The sequence below is a fragment of the Flavobacterium phragmitis genome, assembly GCF_900112575.1.
GTDB lineage: Bacteria > Bacteroidota > Bacteroidia > Flavobacteriales > Flavobacteriaceae > Flavobacterium > Flavobacterium phragmitis.
The window spans coordinates 353,365-374,959 of the sequence record NZ_FOMH01000002.1; the positions used below are offsets into that span (position 1 = coordinate 353,365).

Genomic DNA, 21,595 nt, shown 5'->3' on the forward strand with positions numbered 1-21,595 from the left:
TACTTAGGCGTGATAACAAATTATAATGAAATAATAGAACAATTAAAAGGTAAAAATTGGCAAAAAATCAATATCATATTTAATATTGATAAAGGGTCTATCAGGTATGGTAAAATTGAATACATTGATGAGAATGATTTAACAAATTCTTTTTGGATATCATTTGATGAAATTGATGATTTAATTAATTCAATATTTAATAAATATGACAGTAATATAGATAACCTTAACACTAGATTTAATAAATATCAGATTGAAATTTATCCTGATGGTGAAGTTACAGAGAAAGAATGGTGGGATTCTGAAAAAGAAAAAAAAGATTTACTAGATAGTGCAGATGTTTTCTATCAATGGGTAAATGAACGTATGATGTCTATGATATTTGAATATGAAAAAGATAATGATCTTGTACCAACTGAATATGACTCAGATGGTGATTTGGAATATTTAAGTTCGTGGGACAGTGGTGTATTTATGTTTCATATTGATAAAAATAATAATTTAGAGTACAAGGTAGTTCTCACAAAAGATGGTAAAGAAAGGACACTTGATCTTCCTTTGAAAGATTATTTTGTAGAAGGAATATTAGATCACTATAAAGTAACTAATAATGAACTCTCTGATGATTGGAAGCCTTGGAATACAATGATATTAAAATCTCTTCACTATGATATTCCTTATGATAAGAGAGATGAGTTTGTCAGTTACATTTTTGAATAGTTCTTTTAATCCCAATATTTTATGCAAACCTCAAAAATCACAAGATACGCCATAATAGCACTAGTAGTTCTATTCGTAGTAATTAGCGTATTAAGCTAGAAACAAAAAGCCTTCTGAAATTTCAGAAGGCTTTTTGCTTATATAAAATTCAAAAATTATTTTTGAGGAGTTCCATTCGTCACTTTAATCAAATAAGTTCCTTCTGGCAAGTCAGTGATATTTGAAGCATCAGTTCCTATTAGTTTTTTACCTTGCGAGAAAACCTCAATATTTTTTCCACCTTTATTAGCTTCATTTGAAGAAGCTGTAACAGGTGCTGCTGGAGCTGGAGCCGAAGTTTTTGCAGGAGCCGTAACTGTCTTTTTTATTGGAGATGCTACTTGCGGTTGTGGTGTCGAAACAGCTGGTTTAGAACTATTATAAGCTTCTCTCACCTGTTCATCTGTCATTGCAACAGTATATAACCTTAAATCATCAATATCGGCACTAATACTTGTTGCCGTATTCAGTTTTCCGATATTTAAAATATATCCTTTTGCCGAACGTTGAATACCCTCTACAGATTTTAGCAGTTCTCCATTACGATATATTTTTGATACATTTCCATCGTAGGTAACACTATAAAAATACCAAGTCTCTTTTATAAGCGGTACCGAAACAACAACATTGTTTGTATCACCCCAACCCACCAAACTTAAATCGGAATTACCAGAAACTGCTGGTTGTTGTATGAGTCCAAAATACTGTCCGTTTACTGCTGTTCCATAACCCAAAATATAATTGGCCGCAGTAACAGCATTAAATTTTACCCAAACAGAAAAAGTCTTTGGTTTATTATCCTGCGGAAGATCGCCAACTACTGCTTGATACGCTTTATTCGTTAGGCGTAAAGCACTTTTAGGAGTTCCCATTCTGTCATTTACAAAAACAGGAGTTCCTAAAAATGAAATGGTGTTATCAGCACTATTCATATTCCCATTAAAAGTAAATTCCTGCACCGGATTTTGTGCATTCGTATTCAAAAAACTTACAAACATCAAAGAGAGTAATAATTTTTTCATATATAAAAAGATATTAAAAGTATATTTTTCAACGTATTTGAATGAAAATCTTCTTTTTTCAAAGAATTTAAACTACAATACTTCAGCTCATTAAAACCCTAATTGAATTTTTACAAATTTTGTTAAAACTATAATTTTAATTCAGCATTACCAAGAAATTCCTACATATAAATACATAATTCTCACAAATTTTAAAAATCAGACTTTTTGGACTGTTATTTCATTAATTCTACTTTAAAATATATATTTGCTGTGAAGAGAATTAACAATCAATTACCCCAAAATGCAGACATCAAAAATCACTAGAATCGCAGTTATCGTTTTAGTACTTTTATTTTTAGTATTAAGCGTTATCAGTTGCAGCACGCACACGCATACTGCAGCACCAGCACCCAGAGAAAAAAAAATACCGCCAGGACAAGCTAAAAAAGCTTCAGGAAGCAAAAGTGCCAAAGCATATGCTCCAGGCCAGCAGAAAAAAAGATAATTCAATAAAAAACCTTCTGAGCTCCAGAAGGTTTTTTTTATTACTATTTCAAAAAATTACATTGCTTTCGCAACATTCAAACTAACTAAAATTAAAAACTAAGTAAAAGCTGTTATTTTGAAGTAATCTTTTTGGCTGGAGAACTAGTAATTTTTAGCAAATAAGTTCCCTCTGGCAGATCATTAATATTCATTGCATTACTTCCTTCTATTTTTTGACCTTGCGAGTAGACTTCAATATTTTTTGCAGTACCACTAACATCAGTTGTAGTTATTATTTTGCCACTTGCTGGTTTAGCCGCCGTTTTTCCGTTTGCAGTAACCGTTTTAGAAGTCTTTAATTCCATTGTTGGCGTACTTGCAACAGCTACGACAGGTTTTCCGCTTTCATAAAGATCTTTTACCTGTTCTGGAGTTAAAGCTACATTGTAGATTTTTAAATCGTCTATATCCGCATTAATACCAATAGTAGTATTAATTTCGCCTAATCTAAAAATAGTACCGTTTGTGGCTCTTGTCATGCCTTCAAGATATTTCAACAGCTTTCCGTCACGATAGATTCTAGAAGTTGCTCCTTCATAAGTAATCGTATAATTATACCAAACATATTTTTCTAAAGGAGTAGAAACGATCACATCATTTGAAGCACCCCAAGCAGCCAAACTCAAATCGGAGTTAGAAGAAGATGTTCCTTGCTGCAATAAACCGCAGTATTGCGCATTATAAGCATTTCCGTATCCCCAAATATAATTTGCACTTGAAATATCATTGAATTTAACCCAGATACTAACTGTTCGAGCACTCTTACCTTGTGGCAGATTGTCTATAACTGCTTCTAGCGCTTTATTATTTAATCTTTGGGCACCTCTGGCTTCCCCTGCCCTGTCGGCAACGAAATTATCGATTCCCATAAACGAAGTGGTGTTAGCGGTATTATTTAAAGTACCATTAAAGTTAAATTCCTGAATCGGTGTTTGAGCAGTAACATTCAAATAACTTACAAACAAAACTGTGAGTAGTAATTTTTTCATAATAATAGATTTTAGGGATTAAACAACTAAGGTTATTTTAACACTGCTAAACTAGATTATTATGAATTGGAGCGGAAATATTTCCGACAACCTACAGAAATACTCGTTAAAATAAACAATTTCGAGCATTTTATATCGTCAAAATACATTTTTACACTTTTAACGATATTACTAAAATACAAGTCAAAATTTAATCAACTTACTAATTTCTTACGCATAAATACGCTCTTTTAACAAAATACCTAATATCTCATTTTAAATTTAGACCATAAAAAAACTCCATTCGTAAATACGGATGGAGTTTGATATTTAAAAAAGTAACTTAATTACTTTACGAATTCAATTTTTTGAGCTTCTTCTTCGTTAACGCTGTCAAAGAAACCTTGTTCGTTCATCCAGTCATCGCTGAATACTTTACTCATATAACGAGAACCGTGATCTGGGAAAATAGCGATAATATTGCTGTCTTTTGTAAATTCGCCTTCTTCAGCATATTGTTTTATAGCCTGCATTACTGCTCCAGAAGTATATCCAACAAATAAACCTTCTTTACGAGTGATTTCTCTTGCTGAGTGTGCACTCTCTTCGTCGGTTACTTTCATGAATTTATCAATAATATCAAAATCTGTAGCAGACGGAATTAAGTTTTTTCCAAGACCTTCTATACGGTAAGGGTAAATTTCTTTGCTGTCAAACTCTTTTGTTTCGTGGTATTTTTTCAACACAGATCCAAAAGCGTCAACTCCTAAGATTCTAATATTTGGATTTTTTTCTTTTAAGAATTTTGCAGTTCCAGAGATAGTTCCTCCTGTTCCGCTGCAAGCAACTAAGTGCGTGATTTGTCCTTTTGTCTGTTCCCAAATTTCAGGACCTGTAGTGTTGTAGTGAGCATCAATATTCAATTGGTTAAAATATTGATTAATGTAAACTGATCCTTTTGTTTCTTCGTGTAAACGTTTTGCTACATTGTAGTATGATCTTTCATCATCTGCAGAAACGTGAGCCGGACAGACATATACTTTAGCTCCTAAACTGCGCAGCATGTCAATTTTATCTTTTGATGATTTTGAACTTACTGCTAAAATACAATTGTAACCTTTAATAATGCTTACCATTGCCAAACTAAATCCTGTATTTCCAGATGTGGTTTCGATAATGGTATCTCCTGGTGATAGAATTCCTCTTTTTTCGGCCTCTTCAATAATATATAATGCTATTCTATCTTTTGAGGAATGACCTGGATTGAAAGCTTCTACCTTTGCGTAGAAATTTCCTTCTAACTCTTCGGTGATTTTATTTAGTTTAATAAGCGGGGTGTTACCTATTAACTCTAAAACATTATTATAAGCGGTTATTTCTTCTTTCATAAAAAAATAGTTAATCAAGGGCATTTTTAATTAACCTTGATAGGTTGCAAATTTAACAAAAAAAATCTAATTAGCTTTTAATTTTTTCTAAATCTAACAAAAAACTAAATTCTTTTGCTAAGTCTTTCAAAGCCTCAAAACGTCCCGAAGCCCCGCCATGACCTGCATCCATGTTTGTATCTAAAAATAAAAGTTTATTATTTGTTTTTAGATCTCGCAATTTTGCAACCCATTTAGCTGGCTCCCAATATTGTACCTGCGAATCGTGTAATCCTGTAGATACATACATATTAGGATATTCCTGCGCTTTTACATTATCGTAAGGTGAATACGACAACATATAATCATAATATTCTTTTTTGTTTGGGTTGCCCCATTCATCATACTCTCCAGTTGTAAGCGGAATGCTGTCATCCAGCATTGTGGTAATTACGTCTACAAAAGGCACCTGAGCTATGACTCCGTTATACAATTCAGGAGCTTCATTTACAATCACTCCCATTAAAAGACCTCCTGCTGATCCTCCTTCTGCATACAAATGTTCTGGAGAAGTGTACTTTTGGTCTATTACAAATTTAGAGCAATCAATGAAATCTGTAAAGGTATTTTTCTTTTTTAACAGTTTTCCATCTTCATACCATTGTCTTCCTAAATCTTCTCCTCCACGAATATGAGCAATAGCGTAAACAAATCCGCGATCTAAAAGCGATAATCTTGTTGAAGAAAAATAAGTATCCATTGTAATTCCATATGAACCGTAAGCATAAAGCAACAACGGATTTTTACCATTTTTCTCCAGCCCTTTTCGGTAAACCATCGAAATTGGCACTTTTACACCATCTCCAGCTGTTGCCCACACTCTTTCTTCGATGTAATTGTTTTTATCGAACTTTCCTCCCAAAACCTCTTGCTCTTTCAAGATTTCTTTGGTTTTAGTTTTCATATTAAAATCAATTACAGACGATGGCGTTGCCAATGACTGATAACTATAACGTAAAATGTCGGTATCAAAATCTACATTGGTTGTCGTGTAAGCATTATACGTTTCACTGCCAAACGGAAGATAATAATCAGGTTCATCATTCCACGGCATAATGCGGATATGATTTAAACCATTAGAACGCTCCTCTACAACTAAATAATTTTTAAATATTTCAATATCTTCCAATAAAACATCTTCTCTGTGCGGAATAAGATCTACCCAGTTTTTCTTTCCTGTTTTATCTTCAGGCGTTTTCATCAATTTAAAATTGGTCGCTTTATCTTTATTCGTCAAAATATAAAACGAATCTTCATAGTGCGAAATGCTGTATTCCAATCCGCGGACACGTGGCTGAAAAACAACAAATTCTCCATCGGGATTGTTAGAATTTAAAATTCTATATTCTGTTGTCAAAGTACTTCCAGAACCAATAACAATATATTTTCTTGATTTCTCTTTGCTGATTGAAACATTAAAAGTATCATCAACTTCATCAAAAACCAAAACATCTTTATCAGACGCTGTATTCAATTTATGTTTAAAAACTTTATCAGCTCTCAACGTCACCTGATCTTGTCTTACATAAAAAATAGTATTATTGTCATTTGCCCACACTGAAGCTCCTGTAACATTTTCTATTTTATCAGCTAAAATTTCGCCAGTTTCTAAATTTTTAATTTGAATGGTATAAATTCTTCTTCCTACGATATCTACTCCAAAACTGGCAAATTTATTATCCGGACTAATGCTTAAACCTCCTAATTTAAAATAAGCATGTCCTTTTGCCATCTCATTACAGTTAAAAAGAATTTCTTCGTCTGCAGCAAGACTTCCTTTTTTTCTGGCAAAAATTGGATAATCCTGCCCGGTTTCAAAACGGGTAATATAGAAATATCCATTATAAAAATAAGGAACAGAAGAATCATCTTCTTTGATTCTTCCTTTCATTTCTTCAAACAAATTATCTTTTAAAGATTTTGTATGAGAAGTCATATTTTCATAGTAAGCATTTTCCTGATTGAGGTAATCAATTACTTCTGAATTTTCTCTGTCGTTCAGCCAGAAATAGTTGTCAATTCTGGATTCTTTGTGTTTTTTTAATGTTTTTGGAATTATTTTGGCCTTTGGAGCCGATATATCATTTTGCATTGAATGAGCATTAATTTTTAAAAATAAAGACGCAAAAATAGTACAAACACAATAGAACCAAATTAATTTTTTCTTAAAATATTCTATTGAAATAATATAGCAATATACTAATTTTGTCTGAAAACAATTTAAAAAATCAACAAAAATGGATTTAATGGGAATGATGGGTAAACTTAAAGAAACCCAACAAAAAATTGAAGATACTAAAAAGCGTTTAGATACTGTTTTGATTGATGAGCAAAGCGCAGATGGATTACTGAAAGTGACTATTACTGCCAGCAGAAAAATAAAATCAATCTCTATTGACGACTCTTTAATGGAAGATAAAGAACAGCTGGAAGACTATTTAATTGTTACTTTGAACAAAGCAATTGAAAAAGCAACCAATGTCAACGAAAGAGAATTAGACGCTGTTGCTAGAATGGATATGCCTTCTATTCCTGGAATGGATAATTTGTTTAAATAAGAGGCAAAGATACAGAGTTACAAAGGGACAAAGGTTTCTTCTCTCTTACTCAAAAAACAAAAAAAGACGCATATTGCGTCTTTTTTTAAGCTTTGTTACTCTGAACCTTTGTCACTTTGTCACTTTCTTTAAAACTTCGAAAGTGTTTCTAAAACATAAGTATGCATGACTTCTTTGTAATCTAAATGCGTCACAATACGAAGTTTGTTATGTCCTAAAGAACTTATAAGTATATTTTTCTGTTTTAATTTTTCAATCAATAATTGGTCGCTATAACCTTCTGCCAATGAAAAAATTAAAATATTGGTTTCAACAGGTTCAATAGATGCAATCCATTGTTTTGTACTTAATATTTTTGCAATCTCTTTTGCTCGACGATGATCTTCTGCCAATCTCTCAATATTATGTGCTAAAGCGTATAATCCCGCAGCAGCTAAATACCCAACCTGACGCATTCCTCCCCCTAATATCTTTCTGATTCTCAACGCTCTGTGAATATCAGCTTTACTTCCAAGCAATACAGAACCTATTGGAGCACCTAATCCTTTAGATAAACAAACCGAAATAGTATCGAAAATAGCTCCAAATTCTTTGGGATTTTGTCTTTTTGCCACCAAAGCATTCCAAATTCTGGCGCCATCCATGTGGAATTTCAGATTATTGGCATCACAAACTTTCTTTATCTCTCTTAAATCTTCTAATTCGTAACAAGCACCACCTCCTTTGTTGGTTGTATTTTCAACACAAACCAAACTGGTCAACGGACTATGATAAAATTCTGGGTCGTTTATTGCTGCTTTAACTTGCGCCGCCGTTATCATTCCTCTATTTCCATCTACTAAACAGCAGGAAACACCGCTGTTAAAAGAAACTCCCCCTCCTTCATAATGATAAACATGAGCATATTTATCTGCAATTAACTGCTCTCCTGGTTGCGTATGCAGTTTAATCGCAGTCTGATTTGCCATAGTTCCAGACGGAAAAAAAAGCCCAGCTTCCATACCAAAAAACTCCGCTGTTCTGTTTTCCAATTCAATCACCGTAGGATCCTGTTTGTATACATCGTCGCCAACATGGGCGTTAAACATATACTGCAGCATTTCATAAGTAGGCTTTGTTATGGTATCGCTGATTAAATTTATTTCCATATTCTAAAAACTATATCTTATTTTTGTATGCAAAATTACGTATTACTTATAGTTATTCTCCGCAAGTTTTAGTAAAATTTAACTCGCTCGTTTCTATAGACCAAATTAACGTAATTTTGATAAAAAACATATAAATCCCTATTAATTAATTTATGACAACAGCCGAACAAGTAAAAGGTATTGTGGAGCGCCTTGGTGCGTTGAGGAGGTATCTTTGACGTCGATGCCAAGCTAATCGAAATTGCCAACGAAGAAGAAAAAACATTTGCACCTGACTTTTGGAACAATCCAAAAGACGCCGAAAACATTGTAAAAAATCTTCGAAACAAGAAAAAATGGATTGAAGATTACGACAAAGCCGTTTCTCTAACAGAAGAATTACAGCTCGCTTATGATTTCTATAAAGAAGGAGAACTTACTGTTGATGAACTAGATGAACAATATAATATTGCACAATCGCACATTGAAAACATCGAATTCAAAAACATGCTTTCTGACGAAGGAGACAGTTTAAGCGCTGTGGTTCAAATTACGGCTGGAGCCGGAGGAACTGAAAGTTGCGACTGGGCAGGAATGCTGATGCGTATGTATATGATGTGGGGAGAAAGTTATGGCTACAAAATTAAAGAGCTGAACTTTCAAGAAGGTGATGTTGCTGGAATCAAAACGGTAACTTTAGAATTTGAAGGAGATTATTCCTTTGGATATTTAAAAGGAGAAAACGGAGTGCACCGCTTAGTAAGAATCTCACCTTTTGACAGTAATGCCAAACGTCATACTTCATTCGTTTCTGTATACGTTTATCCATTAGTTGATGACAGTATCGAAATTGATATTAATCCAGCTGATATCGAGATTACAACTTCTCGTTCTAGTGGTGCCGGTGGACAAAACGTAAATAAGGTTGAAACTAAAGTTCAATTGGTTCACAAACCAACTGGAATCCAAATTCAGTGTTCTGAAACACGTTCTCAACAGGATAACAGACAACGTGCTATGCAAATGCTTCGTTCTCAATTGTACGAAATTGAGTTGAAAAAACAACAAGCACAGCGCGCCGATATTGAAGCCGGAAAAATGAAAATCGAATGGGGTTCGCAGATTCGCAATTACGTAATGCAACCTTATAAATTAGTAAAAGACGTTCGTACAGGTTACGAAACCAGCGATGTTGACGGTGTAATGAATGGAAATATCGATCCTTTCCTAAAAGCCTATCTGATGATGATGGGACAGAAAGAGGAAGAATAGTGTTCAGTCGCAGTTTTCAGTCGCAGTCGCAATTCACTGAAAACTGAGACTGAGACTGAAAACTAAAAAAAACTAGTTATGATAAAATGGGCAGATGTAATTCATTTTACAAATAAAGGAAATCCGGCTCCTGAAAAGAGAGTGGAAAAAACGGAGGAAGAATGGAAACAAATCTTGACTCCAGAAGAATTTCAAGTAACACGTTTAAAAGGAACCGAAAGATCTTTCAGCTCTGAAATGTGCAGTCTATTTGATCCTGGAATTTATGAGTGTAAATGCTGTGGAACAGTTCTTTTTGATGCGAGCGAAAAATTCGAATCGGGAACCGGGTGGCCGTCTTTTACACAGCCAATCAAAGAAAATGTTATCGGGTATCATGCCGATAGATCATACGGAATGGTTCGTGTAGAAGTGGTATGCAATGTCTGCGATGCGCATTTAGGACACATTTTTCCTGATGGACCTCCACCAAGTGGTTTGCGATACTGCATCAACGCAGTTTCTTTATCAAAAATTAAAGAATAATTTATAAAAAGCGATTCGTTAAAAAGCGAATCGCTTTTTTTACAACTATCAACAATTAAGTGATTTAACAAAACAAATGTAAGTTATTACTTAGTAATTAAATGATTTGTTTCTTCTTCTAAATTTCGAACTGATTTTACTCAAAATCTAAGTTACAGCCAGTCAAATTCTTAAAAAAATCTCATCAATTAATATTTTAAATGTTAATTTTTCAAAAATTATATTGTTATTTTATTTTTTTATTAAGAAACCCAAAAAATTAATTAGGTAATTAAAATGTAATTCATTTTATTTGGCAAAAAATAACACACAATCTATTAAATTTGTCAATGAGATTCTATTCAATTCAAGAAATTAATGAAGTTATTAATGGCGTAATTTGCGGCAGTACTTCACAAACCATAAACGCCACAGAACAATTAGAAAAAGCAACAACTTCAGAAATCTCATTTATTGGAAATAAAAAATATGAAAAATATTGGTCGGCATCAAATGCATCCATAGCTATAGTCAACGAAGATATTTCGATTGAACCTGGAGAAAACCGTGCTTTCATAAAAGTAAAAAATGCAGATTTGGCAATGTCTCAGATTCTTGCCCTTTTTGCCCAGCCAGCTCCAATCTTTCGTAATGACATTCATAAAACCGCCACTATAGATGAAACTGCGATTATTGGCGAAGGCGCTAAAATTGGTGCCGGCTGTTACATTGGCCCAAAAGCCGAAATTGGTGCTTATGCGGTGATTTATCCTAACGTTACCATTTTAGACGAATCCACTATCGGAATAAATACTATTATTTGGTCTGGAACAGTTGTTCGTGAACGCTGTCACATTGGAAACGATTGTATTATTCATCCAAATGCAACAATTGGGGCAGATGGTTTCGGATTTCGTCCTTGCGCTGAAAAAGGGTTGGTGAAAATTCCGCAAATTGGAAATGTTGTCATTGGAAACGGAGTTGAAATTGGTGCAAATTCATGTGTTGACCGTGGGAAATTTAGCTCTACAATTTTAGGAGATGGTTGTAAAATAGATAATTTAGTTCAAATTGGGCATAACAGCAAACTTGGAAAGTTCTGTATTATGGCTGGAAACAGCGGTTTAGCAGGTTCTGTAACTTTAGGGAATGGCGTTATTATTGGCGGAAGTGCTTCCATAAAAGATCATACGACAATTGGAGACGGAGCCGTAATTGGTGCCGGATCTGGTGTAACTGGAGACGTTCCTGCTGGAAAAACAATGTTGGGCTACCCTGCTGTCGAAGCTCGAGATGCACTAAAACAATGGGCTATCTTAAAACGAATGGTTTGCACCCCTAAAAAATAATTCAATTAGAATTTATACAAAAAACATCCACTACTACGGATGTTTTTGTTTTTATAATACTTCACATTCAAAGCCAATTACTTTCATTAAAAAAATTAACTTTTCGATAATATCATCTTTACACTCAAATCGTAGAATATTATCACAATCTTCGAGATCAAAATTCCAATTTGAATTTGGAAATAACTGATTTAGTTTTGGCGTAACTTTCTTCACTTTAGAAATACTGTCAACGTTTGTTTTGAATACAAAAATCATAGTACAACATTTTGATTATTTAATTTTACTAAGAATTCTGGAATCAATATAAAAAGTTCCAAACGGAATAATACAGGCCAAAAGCACTTTCCATGTTGTAGTTGCAAATTTCCAGTTCTGCTCTACTCCAACACTTATGGCATTAAAAATAAAAAGCAGAAATAATGCACCATGAATTGTTCCGACAGGTCTTGTTAAAAAAGGCATTTCAAAAATATATTTCATAGGCATTGCGATAAAAAGCAAGATTAAAAGTGACGTTCCTTCTAAGAATCCAATAATTCGCAATCTTCCGGCATTGGTAAGCAATAAATTTTTCATAATTATCTAAAATAAGGTCTGTTGGCAAGAGGTGAAAATGGCCACGGAATGGCTATAAAAATGATAACTAAAGCAATCAAAAACCAGAAAAGCATAGTTTTGAATTTCTCTTCGTCCGTTTTTCTTCTTTTAGAAAGAGCCGAGCCAATTGTAACGATGATAATAGCAATTAACATCAAAGCAATATGGATAATTCCAAAAAATGAAGCATCCAAATTTTGAAATTCTTCTTTATAGTTTCTCCAAAAATATTTCACAATCGGACTTTGCAGATAAACCAATATTCCAAAAAGTAGCTGGATATGGGCAATAGTTGCCGTCCAATGCCGGAATAAATTGGCTGTTTTAGTAAATGAAAGTTTCTGCGAATAACCTTTGTAAGCTATGTAAATAGAACATAACAAGCTTACCAATACGAGCCACCTTAAATAAGAATGGCCTTCTAAAAGAGTTTGATACATTGTTTTTTGATTTAGACAATGCAAATATATTCAAAAACATACCGGTTAGTATGTTTTTGAGAAATAATTTTATTTCAAGTTATCCAAATAACTTCTAAGTTCCTTTAAATAAACCAAATAAACAGAATTATCATTTTGAAGTTTTCCAAAATTTCGTATTCCCCAATAGCCTGACAGGATAAAAAAAGCCACTTGTTCACCAACAACATCTTTACGAATTAAACCCGACTCTTTTCCTTTTTCAATTGAATTTATAATGGTTTCTTTCCACAAATTCACTAATTCTGTCAAAGCCTCACTAAACTTGTTATTCCAAGGAGTCATCTCTTGAGTAAGATTTCCAACAGGACAACCGTACTTTACCTGCAAAAAAGGATCTTCCAGAAGCAAATACGAAATCATATTATAAAAATCCTCAATTGGGTTTTGAGAAGCTTCAGTTGGTTGTATAAAATGTTCCTGCATCGTCGGTTTGAGGATTTCTTCAATAATAGCAATCCCCATTTCGTCTTTGGTTTTAAAATGGTAGTAAAAAGCTCCTTTCGTAACCTGCGTAGTGGCAATAATTTCATCAATACTGGTAGTTTGATAGCCTTTGGTATAAATCAATTCAAAGGCTTTTTGAAGAATGGTAAGACGTGTGTTTGCAGCTTTTGACATAAAAAATACTGATTAGTATGAAAAAGCAAATTTAAAGAAAAATAATCGCCGTAATTAATTTAAACACATAGAAACATAGTTATGCTGGTGCTTAAAAAAGCGTTTCACTTATAATAAATCACATAATTCTTTATGTGCTCAACTTAAAAAAAATTGTGCAACCGTTTACACAAAGCTATGTGTTAGAAACTAGTTTCTTTCTAATTCCTTTTCTAATTTATTATAGTCTATGTTTCTATGTGTTTAAATAAAAACAAAATATTATAAGCCTTTCTTAATTCACAAAGCAATTGATTTTGTAAATTAGCCAACACTATTTTATCAAATCAATACTATATCATGGATTTAAACTTCAATAAAAACGAAGATCACAATAAACTACTCCTTTCTGAATTAAAACAAAAATTTGCTAAGGTAAAATTAGGCGGAGGCGAAAAACGTATCGAAAAACTACACGCTGAAGGTAAAATGACGGCTCGTGAAAGAATCGCTTATTTATTGGACGAAAATTCTAAAAGTATTGAAATTGGCGGTTTTGCCGGAGAAGGAATGTATCCAGAACACGGCGGATGTCCTTCTGGCGGTGTTGTCGTAAAAATTGGTTACATCAAAGGTAAACAATGTATTGTTGTGGCCAATGATGCTACTGTAAAAGCGGGAGCCTGGTTTCCAATAACAGGAAAGAAAAACCTTCGCGCACAGGAAATTGCTATGGAAAACCGACTTCCTATTATTTATCTTGTGGACAGTGCAGGAGTTTATCTGCCAATGCAAGACGAAATTTTTCCAGATAAAGAACATTTCGGGCGAATCTTTAGAAACAATGCCCAAATGAGCAGTATGGGAATCACTCAGATTGCTGCCGTTATGGGAAGCTGTGTTGCCGGAGGAGCTTACTTACCAATTATGAGCGATGAAGCTTTAATAGTAGATAAAACAGGAAGTATTTTTCTTGCAGGAAGTTATTTGGTAAAAGCGGCAATTGGCGAAACAATTGACAATGAAACTCTGGGCGGTGCTACAACGCATTGCGAAATATCAGGTGTAACCGATTATAAAGCGAAAGATGATAAAGATGCATTAGACAAAATCAAAAATATTGTAGATAAAATTGGTGATTTTGACAAAGCAGGCTACAGCCGAATTAAAGCAGAAAAACCAGCTTTAGAACCCAACGATATTTATGGAATCCTACCAAAAGCTAGAACGGAACAATATGATATGATGGAAATCATCAAACGTTTGGTTGATAATTCAGAATTTGAAGCTTACAAAGAAGGTTACGGACAATCATTAATTACTGGTTATGCCAGAATTGACGGATGGGCTGTCGGGATTGTGGCCAATCAGCGTAAAGTGGTAAAAACTAAAAAAGGCGAAATGCAGTTTGGTGGTGTAATTTATTCTGACAGTGCTGATAAAGCAACCCGATTTATTGCCAATTGTAACCAGAAAAAAATTCCACTTGTGTTTCTTCAAGATGTTACCGGATTTATGGTCGGCTCAAAATCAGAGCATGGTGGTATTATTAAAGATGGTGCGAAAATGGTAAATGCCGTAAGTAATTCAGTTGTTCCTAAATTTACTGTTATTGTCGGAAACTCTTACGGCGCAGGAAATTATGCCATGTGTGGCAAAGCGTATGACCCTAGATTAATTTTTGCATGGCCAAGTGCAGAACTAGCCGTAATGGGCGGTACTCAAGCTGCAAAAGTTTTAGCGCAAATTGAAGCTTCTTCGCTTAAAGCGAAAGGAGAAATGGTTGATGAAGAAAAAGAAAATGAACTTTTCAATAAAATAAAAGCCCATTACGACGAGCAGACTTCACCTTATTACGCAGCATCAAGACTTTGGACAGATGCCATAATTGATCCTTTAGACACAAGAACTTGGATCTCAATGGGAATCGAAGCTGCAAACCATGCTCCTATTCAAAAACCTTTTAATTTGGGCGTAATTCAGGTTTAACAATTCGAGAATTCACAATGATACGTTAAATAAAAAACAAAAATCTTATTTTCAGGCTGTTAAAAATACACATATTACTAAAAATTAGTAACTTAGCATATAATTTTTAATCACACAGCATCATGGAAAATGTAAAAAGTTTGAATAAATGGGCGAATTCGCACACTTATTTACCGGTGGATCTAGTACGTATTGTTTTGGGTGGATTTTTATTTATGAAAGGTGTCTCATTTGTCACCAATATTCAGTACCTGCATGATTTAATTTCCCCTATTGATAAATTTGGAGGAGGAATGTTTATGCTACATTACATTGCTCCTGCTCATATGATTGGTGGTATAATGATTATTTTTGGACTATTAACCCGTTGGGCTATTGCGGCTCAATTACCTATTTTATTCGGTGCTGTTCTTGTAAACTTTATGGGGAAAATGCACTCCGAAAGCTTACTTTTAGCTATAGTCGTTCTGCTTGTCTGCATCTTCTTCTTATTTTATGGAAGCGGTAAACATTCTGCAGATTATTACTTCAAAATGCAACAATAAACTCATAAATCCTCAGTTTTTTAATCAAAAAGGCTGAGGATAATTTTTGTTTGTTAATTAATTCTATAAAATTTCATTAATTGTGTTTTATGACTTAAATTCGCCGACATGAATTGGATTCGTAAAACCGTTATTTTTATTGCACTTCTGATTGCAGGTTTGTTTGCTTATCAAGCAGACACCGCTTCTATGCAAATAACTGAAACGCAAAAAACGGATACTAATTTCTGTAAAGAGACCGGAGATTCTTCTGCATTTATTCAACCGCAAGGCAGTTATCATTTTGCAGCAAACATTAAAACTTATTCATCTGGAATACTTAAATGTTTAGATTCCTTTTTACCGCTGATTCCACAGCATCAAACCGTTACAACCACTACAGCATATACTAAACTGTTTACTACTCAAAGTAAAAAGGTTTTAGTCATACTCTATGCTTTCCATTTTTTCTGGTAAATAAAACTTGATTTCTGTTGAAGATTTATTCTTCAAACTATAACTGTTTTCTGAAAGAAAGCCGTCGCATATCATTTATTTATTTCATTAAAAAACATCATGGAAACTACAACTACCATTATGGGTATTGTGATTTTAATCATTGTCGCAATTCCAGTATATTTTTCTGCCCGCTCAAGCGCTGCCAGTAAATCAAGAATTTTAAACATCAAGAAGAGATTCAATCCGTCTAATCCAGAGAGTTTTGATTTAACAGAATCAATTAATAATAAAACTTTAACTCTGGATCAAAAAAACAACAAGTTTATATTGATGAATTTCAATCCAAATCAGCAGGAATCAATTTATGTTGATTTAAACACTGTTGCTTCTTGTAAATTAATTCCAACAACAGACGCACATTCGAATACCATAGTTAAAATTGATTTCGAATTTCAGGACAAAGAAACATCCAAAAAGATTATAATTCCATTCTATGATTTTGATGATGACCGCATTAAACAAATAAGCGTGTATCAAGATCATCAGTTTGCGAAAAAATGGCATAAAATCATCCAAGATTCTATTTCACGTTAGTTATTTAATTCAGCTAAAGAGGTTCAACATTGAGCCTCTTTTTTTTGTCTTTTATATGATATTTGTCATTTTATGTCGGTCATCGAAGTTTTAATTTTGAGGTAAACTAAATCCGTCATTATGAAAATCTCTTTGACACAAAAATACAATGTCCCAGGTCCAAGATATACTAGCTATCCAACCGTTCCGTATTGGAATGAAGCTGATTTCACAACTGAAAAATGGATCTCTTCTTTACAAAAATCATTTTCTGAAAGCAATTCAAAAAAAGGAATTAGTTTATATATTCATCTGCCTTTCTGCGAAAGCATGTGTACTTTCTGCGGATGCAACAAACGAATTACCAAAAATCATTCTGTTGAAGAAACTTACATTAAAGCACTTTTAAAAGAGTGGTATTTGTACTGTAAAATACTTCCAGAAAAACCTGTTATTAAAGAAATACATTTAGGCGGCGGAACACCTACATTCTTTTCTAAGGAAAATCTAGAATTGCTGATCAATGGAATTTTCAGTTATGCTGTAAAAGCTGAAAACCATGAATTTAGTTTTGAAGGGCATCCCAATAATACTACTCACGAACAATTAAAAAAATTGTATGATTTAGGCTTTCGCCGAGTGAGTTTTGGAGTTCAGGATTATGCTGCAAAAGTACAGCAAGCCATTAACCGAATTCAGCCTTTTCATAATGTTGCTAAAGTAACATTTTGGGCCAAAGAAATTGGTTATACCTCTATTGGTCACGATATAATTTTTGGGCTTCCATTTCAAGCTATCGAAGATGTTATAGATACGGTTGAAAAAACAAATTCTTTAAAACCAGATCGATTGGCTTTTTACAGTTACGCTCATGTGCCGTGGATAAAAGGAAACGGACAACGCGGCTTTAACGACGAAAACCTGCCAAAAGATGCCGAAAAAAGACAGCTTTATGAAACAGGAAAAAAATTGCTTTCGCAAAACGGTTATCATGAAATAGGAATGGATCATTTTGCTTTAGAAGCTGATAGTTTATATAAAGCCGCTCATAATGGTAATTTACATCGAAATTTTATGGGATATAGTGCTTCAAAAACACAAGTAATGATTGGTTTAGGCGTTTCTTCGATTAGTGACAGCTGGTATAGTTTTGCTCAAAACACCAAAAATCTAGAAGATTATTACCAATTATTAGAATGGGATAAACTGCCAGTTGTGAAAGGCCATATTTTAAACGAAGAAGATTTAATTATTAGAAAACACATTCTGAATTTAACCTGTGAGCTTCAAACTTCCTGGACAGAAGAATCTTTAAATTTCACTGAACTTCCTGAAGTTTTAAGTGCATTACAAGAAATAGAAAATGATGGTTTAATTGTCATTGAAGAAAATTCAATTAAAATCACAGAAGAAGGAAGGCCTTTTGTACGTAATATCTGTATGGCATTCGATTTACATCTAAAAAGAAAATCACCGGAAACCAACTTGTTTTCGATGACTGTATAAACAACCATACTACCAGCTAAATGGGGCAATCTTTTGAAAATCTCACTTTTAAAGACAATCTTTTGTATATTTGAAAAAAGTCATCATGACAACAAAAGACAACATATTAAAAACTCTGAAATTGAACAAGCAGAAGCTTTCTAAATTTGGTATTCGAAATGTTGGTTTGTTTGGTTCTTATATCCGAGATGAACAATCTTTTGAAAGTGATATAGATTTATTGATTGATTTTGAACCTGACAAAGAAAACTTTGATAATTACATGGCGGTTTATGACTTCTTTGAGAATCTATTTAAAAATGAGAAAATCGAAGTTGTTACTAAAAATGGTTTAAGTCCGTACATTGGTTCCAAAATTTTAAACGAAGTTCAATATGTCTAAAGATTATCTTAGACATATTCAAGACGAATATTCCTATATCTTATCTGTCAGCAAAAAATTATCATCTGAAGATTTCCTTAAAGATGAAACTCTAAAACGTGCAGTTGTAAGAAGTTTAGAAATCATTGGAGAAGCTACAAAGAAAATCTCTTCGGATTTTAAAGCTGACAAAGACTCTATTCAATGGAAAAATATGGCCGGCATAGAGATAGACTTATCCACGACTACATGGCAGTAAATTATACTATTGTTTGGGACGTGATGAAAAACAAAATTCCTGGAGATTAATAAGCTGATTTCAAATTTCTTAATAGAAGAATAAAACATAATTTCATTCATCATATTTTATAAAACATAAGTTCTTTAACTTATAATCTCTAATGGCAGTTAGGAGTCTGCTGTACAAATAAACTCATATTAGAAGGAGAAATATATGGAATTCCAAGTCCTAATCCTCTAAGAATAAACAAAACTCCAATAATTACAGCAACATAAGGAATTGCCTTTTGGATTTTATTTCTGAAAGGCAATTTCAGCAATGAATTTACATACACTACAATTGTCATCAAAGGTATAGTTCCGATTCCAAATAACAGCATATACAAAACACCTAAACTAGCACTCTGCATGGCGATTGCTCCAAACAGTGCTACATAAACCATTCCGCATGGAAGAAATCCATTTAGCAGACCAATTGTAAAAAGAGATTTATAACTCTTGTTTTTAAATTGGGCTCCGAGGTTTGATTTGATTTTAGAAATAATTTTATAAACGGGTTTTGAAAAATTATAATTCGCAAACTTTTTCTCTGGAATTAAAACCACAATAATCATGATTACACCAATAATGATAGACATTTTCTGTTGTAATCCGGCAAGAAAAAAACCTCTGCCTAATAATCCAAAAATTAATCCGATTGTGGCATAAGCGGTTAATCTTCCGAAATGATAGGTCAAAATCTGCGTTACTTTTTTAGCTTCATTTTGTCTGTCTACAGGAAGCATCATAGCAATTGGCCCGCACATACCGACACAGTGCAGGCTACTTATAAGACCTAAAAAGAAAGCTGAAAATAACATTATGCAATTAATTGACGTAAATCACTTCTTTAGTTAAATATTTTTTGCCTTCATACTGCCATTCCATATTCACATCCCAGCGTCCTTTTATTAGTTTTTTCTGCGGAATAAGTATAGAAGAATTGGTCAAAGCAATTTTGGTATTAAAGTCAAACTTTTTATTTGAAGGACGATACAGCAAAATATTTCCTTGTACTTTATCGCTTTCAAATCCGGCTGGAAAAGTTACAGCTACTCCGCTATCTGTATATTTGATTGATGGTTTGTGCTGTAAATCGTGAGCATTTTGAATTCTAGCCATTTCTTCCTGAAAATGCGTGTCGTGTTTGTAGTATTCCTCGACAACCAAATCATTATCGTATTTAGAATTTGACTGTACTTCGAAAACAAAATATAATATAAATGTCATAAACAATCCGAATGCAATGACAATTGCGGTACCCCAATTAATTTTCATGATACTATAATTTTTAATTAAAACTGCGTGGTCCTAAGAAATTTGTTGTGGTTGTTTCTATGAGTTCAGAACCATTGTAAACTCCTATTTTTACTTTTGTTTTATCACTTTCCAATAAAACTTCTTTTATTTCTATAAATAATGTTCCTTGAGAAATTCCTTCTTTGGCTACCTTAAAATGTCTTTTTCCCACATTCTTAATTTCGCCTTTCTGGTCAATTAACTCGAAGTGAATATCATTGTAATCTTTCATGGTTTTGTTTACAATTTTATAAGTATAAACATTACTGATTTTATCTCCATTATGCTGAAATAATTGCCCTGGCAAACGAAGAACAACTGCCTGAACATCAGTTCTTAAAAACAGCATTCCAACAAAAATACTCAATAAAATAAAGAGAACTGCTGTATATCCTTTCATTCTTGTTGTAAACTTGAAAGGCTCTTTTTTGACAATTTCATCTTCAGAAGCATATCGAATAAGACCTTTTGGCAATCCGACAGATTCCATAATATGATCACACTCATCGATACAGGCAGTACAATTGGTACATTCTAACTGTGTTCCATTTCTAATGTCAATTCCCATTGGGCAGACATGAACACATTGCAAACAATCAATACAATCTCCTTTTCCTGTTAAGGCTCGATCTTCTTTTTTATTGAATTTTGCACGTCCTTCTTCTTTTTCTCCTCGTACAAAATCGTAAGCAACATTGATTGATTTATTATCCAAAAGAACACCTTGCAATCTTCCGTACGGGCAGGCGATAATACAAACCTGTTCACGAAACCAGACAAATACAAAGTAAAAAACACCTGTAAAAATAAGAAGCGCAATAAAGTTACTAGCCTGTGCAATCGGACCTTGTTCTATCATTAAAAACAATTTGTCGCTTCCAACTAAATAAGCCAAAAATACATTGGCGATGAGAAAAGAAATTACAAAGAAAATAGTCCATTTTAGAAGTCTTTTTCTAATTTTCTCCCCATTCCATTCCATTCTTGCCAAACGCGATTGAGAACCTCTATCTCCATCAATCCAATATTCTATACGGCGGAAAACCAATTCAAGGAAAATAGTCTGAGGACAAATCCAACCACAAAAAATCCTTCCGAAAACGACTGTGAACAAGATAACAAATACAACGCCTACAAGCATTGAAATTACAAAGAGGTAAAAATCCTGAGGCCAGAAGGGAAAACCAAAAATATTAAAACGACGTTCTAGAATATTGAACATCATAAATTGGTTTCCATTTACTTTTATAAACGGATTTATAAAGAGAATTGCCAATAAAACATAACTGACAATTTTTCTGTAATCGTAAAATTTACCAGACGGTTTCTTAGGGAAAATAAACTTCCGTTTACCACCTTCATCTATAGTTCCAATGGTATCTCTAAACGCTTCGTCTGGTAAATTTGACATG

General features: G+C 33.4%; 23 protein-coding genes and 2 pseudogenes. 13 read left to right on the plus strand and 12 right to left on the minus strand.

Translation table 11 applies throughout. From position 1 onward, the window contains the following. Window positions 1-9: 9 nt before the first annotated feature. A complete protein-coding gene (locus tag BM289_RS04345; RefSeq protein ID WP_091491154.1) occupies window positions 10-720 on the plus strand; it encodes a hypothetical protein in 711 nt (236 codons plus the stop codon). A gap of 155 nt (window positions 721-875) precedes the next feature. Here the strand turns inward: BM289_RS04345 and BM289_RS04350 are convergent, their stop codons facing one another. Beyond that, a complete protein-coding gene (locus BM289_RS04350; RefSeq protein WP_167365385.1) occupies window positions 876-1,781 on the minus strand; it encodes a LamG domain-containing protein in 906 nt (301 codons plus the stop codon). Between the two features lie 283 nt (window positions 1,782-2,064). Between BM289_RS04350 and BM289_RS04355 the strand changes: the two genes are divergently transcribed. Continuing rightward, complete coding sequence (locus BM289_RS04355) at window positions 2,065-2,268, plus strand: hypothetical protein (protein WP_091491157.1); 204 nt, start codon at window positions 2,065-2,067, stop codon at window positions 2,266-2,268. A 112-nt stretch (window positions 2,269-2,380) separates the two neighbouring features. Here the strand turns inward: BM289_RS04355 and BM289_RS04360 are convergent, their stop codons facing one another. The 3 genes from BM289_RS04360 to BM289_RS04370 form a co-directional block, all read right to left on the minus strand. Then, window positions 2,381-3,298, minus strand: a complete 918-nt coding sequence (locus tag BM289_RS04360; protein ID WP_091491158.1) for a LamG-like jellyroll fold domain-containing protein — start codon at window positions 3,296-3,298, stop codon at window positions 2,381-2,383. A gap of 326 nt (window positions 3,299-3,624) precedes the next feature. Next, window positions 3,625-4,665, minus strand: a complete 1,041-nt coding sequence (locus tag BM289_RS04365) for a cysteate synthase (protein ID WP_091491556.1) — start codon at window positions 4,663-4,665, stop codon at window positions 3,625-3,627. A gap of 70 nt (window positions 4,666-4,735) precedes the next feature. Then, window positions 4,736-6,796 (minus strand): S9 family peptidase, encoded by a 2,061-nt coding sequence (locus tag BM289_RS04370; protein WP_091491159.1) that lies wholly within the window; start codon window positions 6,794-6,796, stop codon window positions 4,736-4,738. Window positions 6,797-6,935: 139 nt separating this feature from the next. On the opposite strand from BM289_RS04370, the pseudogene BM289_RS04375 reads away from it, so the two are divergent. Continuing rightward, a pseudogene (locus BM289_RS04375) lies at window positions 6,936-7,262 on the plus strand (YbaB/EbfC family nucleoid-associated protein); the annotation flags it as partial. Between the two features lie 128 nt (window positions 7,263-7,390). Here the strand turns inward: BM289_RS04375 and BM289_RS04380 are convergent. After that, entirely contained in the window at window positions 7,391-8,410 is a 1,020-nt protein-coding gene (locus BM289_RS04380) for a threonine aldolase family protein (protein ID WP_091491162.1), read from the minus strand. 152 nt (window positions 8,411-8,562) lie between these two features. On the opposite strand from BM289_RS04380, the gene prfB reads away from it, so the two are divergent. The 3 genes from prfB (at window position 8,563) to lpxD (ending at window position 11,514) form a co-directional block, all read left to right on the plus strand. Beyond that, a protein-coding gene (gene prfB, locus BM289_RS04385) for a peptide chain release factor 2 (protein WP_143102044.1) occupies window positions 8,563-9,661 on the plus strand; the annotation gives its coding sequence in 2 pieces (ribosomal slippage) (window positions 8,563-8,625 and window positions 8,627-9,661; 1,098 coding nt in all). A gap of 78 nt (window positions 9,662-9,739) precedes the next feature. Beyond that, window positions 9,740-10,186, plus strand: coding sequence for a peptide-methionine (R)-S-oxide reductase MsrB (gene msrB / locus BM289_RS04390; protein ID WP_091491165.1), 447 nt, complete (start codon window positions 9,740-9,742; stop codon window positions 10,184-10,186). 329 nt (window positions 10,187-10,515) lie between these two features. Next, entirely contained in the window at window positions 10,516-11,514 is a 999-nt protein-coding gene (lpxD, locus tag BM289_RS04395; RefSeq protein WP_091491167.1) for a UDP-3-O-(3-hydroxymyristoyl)glucosamine N-acyltransferase, read from the plus strand. 51 nt (window positions 11,515-11,565) lie between these two features. Here lpxD and BM289_RS04400 read toward each other — a convergent pair whose 3' ends face one another. The 4 genes from BM289_RS04400 to BM289_RS04415 all read right to left on the minus strand — a co-directional run bounded on the left by BM289_RS04400 (window position 11,566) and on the right by BM289_RS04415 (window position 13,214). Beyond that, window positions 11,566-11,772 (minus strand): hypothetical protein, encoded by a 207-nt coding sequence (locus tag BM289_RS04400; RefSeq protein WP_091491168.1) that lies wholly within the window; start codon window positions 11,770-11,772, stop codon window positions 11,566-11,568. A gap of 15 nt (window positions 11,773-11,787) precedes the next feature. Further along, window positions 11,788-12,093, minus strand: coding sequence for a DUF3817 domain-containing protein (locus tag BM289_RS04405; protein WP_091491170.1), 306 nt, complete (start codon window positions 12,091-12,093; stop codon window positions 11,788-11,790). A gap of 2 nt (window positions 12,094-12,095) precedes the next feature. Continuing rightward, the gene (locus BM289_RS04410; protein ID WP_091491172.1) at window positions 12,096-12,554 is read right to left on the minus strand and encodes a hypothetical protein; all 459 of its coding nucleotides are present in this window, start codon (window positions 12,552-12,554) and stop codon (window positions 12,096-12,098) included. 69 nt (window positions 12,555-12,623) lie between these two features. Next, window positions 12,624-13,214, minus strand: coding sequence for a TetR/AcrR family transcriptional regulator (locus BM289_RS04415; protein WP_091491173.1), 591 nt, complete (start codon window positions 13,212-13,214; stop codon window positions 12,624-12,626). A 339-nt stretch (window positions 13,215-13,553) separates the two neighbouring features. Between BM289_RS04415 and BM289_RS04420 the strand changes: the two genes are divergently transcribed. The 7 genes and pseudogenes from BM289_RS04420 (at window position 13,554) to BM289_RS04450 (ending at window position 18,914) form a co-directional block, all read left to right on the plus strand. Next, window positions 13,554-15,182 carry an acyl-CoA carboxylase subunit beta gene (locus BM289_RS04420; protein ID WP_091491175.1) on the plus strand — a complete coding sequence of 543 codons (1,629 nt, stop codon included), beginning with the start codon at window positions 13,554-13,556 and terminating at the stop codon, window positions 15,180-15,182. Window positions 15,183-15,304: 122 nt separating this feature from the next. Next, complete coding sequence (locus BM289_RS04425) at window positions 15,305-15,727, plus strand: DoxX family protein (RefSeq protein ID WP_091491177.1); 423 nt, start codon at window positions 15,305-15,307, stop codon at window positions 15,725-15,727. 108 nt (window positions 15,728-15,835) lie between these two features. Further along, a complete protein-coding gene (locus tag BM289_RS04430; protein WP_091491178.1) occupies window positions 15,836-16,183 on the plus strand; it encodes a hypothetical protein in 348 nt (115 codons plus the stop codon). A 99-nt stretch (window positions 16,184-16,282) separates the two neighbouring features. Continuing rightward, window positions 16,283-16,759 carry a hypothetical protein gene (locus BM289_RS04435; RefSeq protein WP_091491179.1) on the plus strand — a complete coding sequence of 159 codons (477 nt, stop codon included), beginning with the start codon at window positions 16,283-16,285 and terminating at the stop codon, window positions 16,757-16,759. Between the two features lie 120 nt (window positions 16,760-16,879). Then, entirely contained in the window at window positions 16,880-18,244 is a 1,365-nt protein-coding gene (hemN, locus tag BM289_RS04440) for an oxygen-independent coproporphyrinogen III oxidase (protein ID WP_091491181.1), read from the plus strand. Window positions 18,245-18,329: 85 nt separating this feature from the next. Then, on the plus strand, window positions 18,330-18,626 hold the full coding sequence (locus tag BM289_RS04445) for a nucleotidyltransferase family protein (protein WP_091491182.1): 297 nt from the start codon (window positions 18,330-18,332) through the stop codon (window positions 18,624-18,626). Beyond that, window positions 18,619-18,914 (plus strand): annotated as a pseudogene (locus BM289_RS04450) (HepT-like ribonuclease domain-containing protein). The gene BM289_RS04445 and the pseudogene BM289_RS04450 overlap by 8 nt, the downstream one beginning before the upstream one ends. 89 nt (window positions 18,915-19,003) lie before the next feature. On the opposite strand, the gene BM289_RS04455 reads toward BM289_RS04450, so the two are convergent. The 3 genes from BM289_RS04455 to ccoG are packed head-to-tail and all read right to left on the minus strand — an operon-like array spanning window position 19,004 to window position 21,594. Beyond that, window positions 19,004-19,705, minus strand: coding sequence for a sulfite exporter TauE/SafE family protein (locus BM289_RS04455; protein WP_091491184.1), 702 nt, complete (start codon window positions 19,703-19,705; stop codon window positions 19,004-19,006). Window positions 19,706-19,712: 7 nt separating this feature from the next. Further along, window positions 19,713-20,162 (minus strand): FixH family protein, encoded by a 450-nt coding sequence (locus BM289_RS04460; protein WP_091491186.1) that lies wholly within the window; start codon window positions 20,160-20,162, stop codon window positions 19,713-19,715. Between the two features lie 13 nt (window positions 20,163-20,175). Continuing rightward, window positions 20,176-21,594, minus strand: a complete 1,419-nt coding sequence (gene ccoG, locus BM289_RS04465) for a cytochrome c oxidase accessory protein CcoG (protein ID WP_091491188.1) — start codon at window positions 21,592-21,594, stop codon at window positions 20,176-20,178. Between the last annotated feature and the right edge of the window lies 1 nt (window position 21,595).

Coding starts and splice junctions, on each gene's coding strand:
- BM289_RS04350 (WP_167365385.1), bottom strand. CDS start 1,781: ATGAAAAAATTATTACTCTCTTTGATGTTTGTAAGTTTTTTGAATACG.
- BM289_RS04355 (WP_091491157.1), top strand. CDS start 2,065: ATGCAGACATCAAAAATCACTAGAATCGCAGTTATCGTTTTAGTACTT.
- BM289_RS04360 (WP_091491158.1), bottom strand. CDS start 3,298: ATGAAAAAATTACTACTCACAGTTTTGTTTGTAAGTTATTTGAATGTT.
- BM289_RS04365 (WP_091491556.1), bottom strand. CDS start 4,665: ATGAAAGAAGAAATAACCGCTTATAATAATGTTTTAGAGTTAATAGGT.
- BM289_RS04370 (WP_091491159.1), bottom strand. CDS start 6,796: ATGCAAAATGATATATCGGCTCCAAAGGCCAAAATAATTCCAAAAACA.
- BM289_RS04380 (WP_091491162.1), bottom strand. CDS start 8,410: ATGGAAATAAATTTAATCAGCGATACCATAACAAAGCCTACTTATGAA.
- msrB (WP_091491165.1), top strand. CDS start 9,740: ATGATAAAATGGGCAGATGTAATTCATTTTACAAATAAAGGAAATCCG.
- lpxD (WP_091491167.1), top strand. CDS start 10,516: ATGAGATTCTATTCAATTCAAGAAATTAATGAAGTTATTAATGGCGTA.
- BM289_RS04400 (WP_091491168.1), bottom strand. CDS start 11,772: ATGATTTTTGTATTCAAAACAAACGTTGACAGTATTTCTAAAGTGAAG.
- BM289_RS04405 (WP_091491170.1), bottom strand. CDS start 12,093: ATGAAAAATTTATTGCTTACCAATGCCGGAAGATTGCGAATTATTGGA.
- BM289_RS04410 (WP_091491172.1), bottom strand. CDS start 12,554: ATGTATCAAACTCTTTTAGAAGGCCATTCTTATTTAAGGTGGCTCGTA.
- BM289_RS04415 (WP_091491173.1), bottom strand. CDS start 13,214: ATGTCAAAAGCTGCAAACACACGTCTTACCATTCTTCAAAAAGCCTTT.
- BM289_RS04420 (WP_091491175.1), top strand. CDS start 13,554: ATGGATTTAAACTTCAATAAAAACGAAGATCACAATAAACTACTCCTT.
- BM289_RS04425 (WP_091491177.1), top strand. CDS start 15,305: ATGGAAAATGTAAAAAGTTTGAATAAATGGGCGAATTCGCACACTTAT.
- BM289_RS04430 (WP_091491178.1), top strand. CDS start 15,836: ATGAATTGGATTCGTAAAACCGTTATTTTTATTGCACTTCTGATTGCA.
- BM289_RS04435 (WP_091491179.1), top strand. CDS start 16,283: ATGGAAACTACAACTACCATTATGGGTATTGTGATTTTAATCATTGTC.
- hemN (WP_091491181.1), top strand. CDS start 16,880: ATGAAAATCTCTTTGACACAAAAATACAATGTCCCAGGTCCAAGATAT.
- BM289_RS04445 (WP_091491182.1), top strand. CDS start 18,330: ATGACAACAAAAGACAACATATTAAAAACTCTGAAATTGAACAAGCAG.
- BM289_RS04455 (WP_091491184.1), bottom strand. CDS start 19,705: ATGTTATTTTCAGCTTTCTTTTTAGGTCTTATAAGTAGCCTGCACTGT.
- BM289_RS04460 (WP_091491186.1), bottom strand. CDS start 20,162: ATGAAAATTAATTGGGGTACCGCAATTGTCATTGCATTCGGATTGTTT.
- ccoG (WP_091491188.1), bottom strand. CDS start 21,594: ATGTCAAATTTACCAGACGAAGCGTTTAGAGATACCATTGGAACTATA.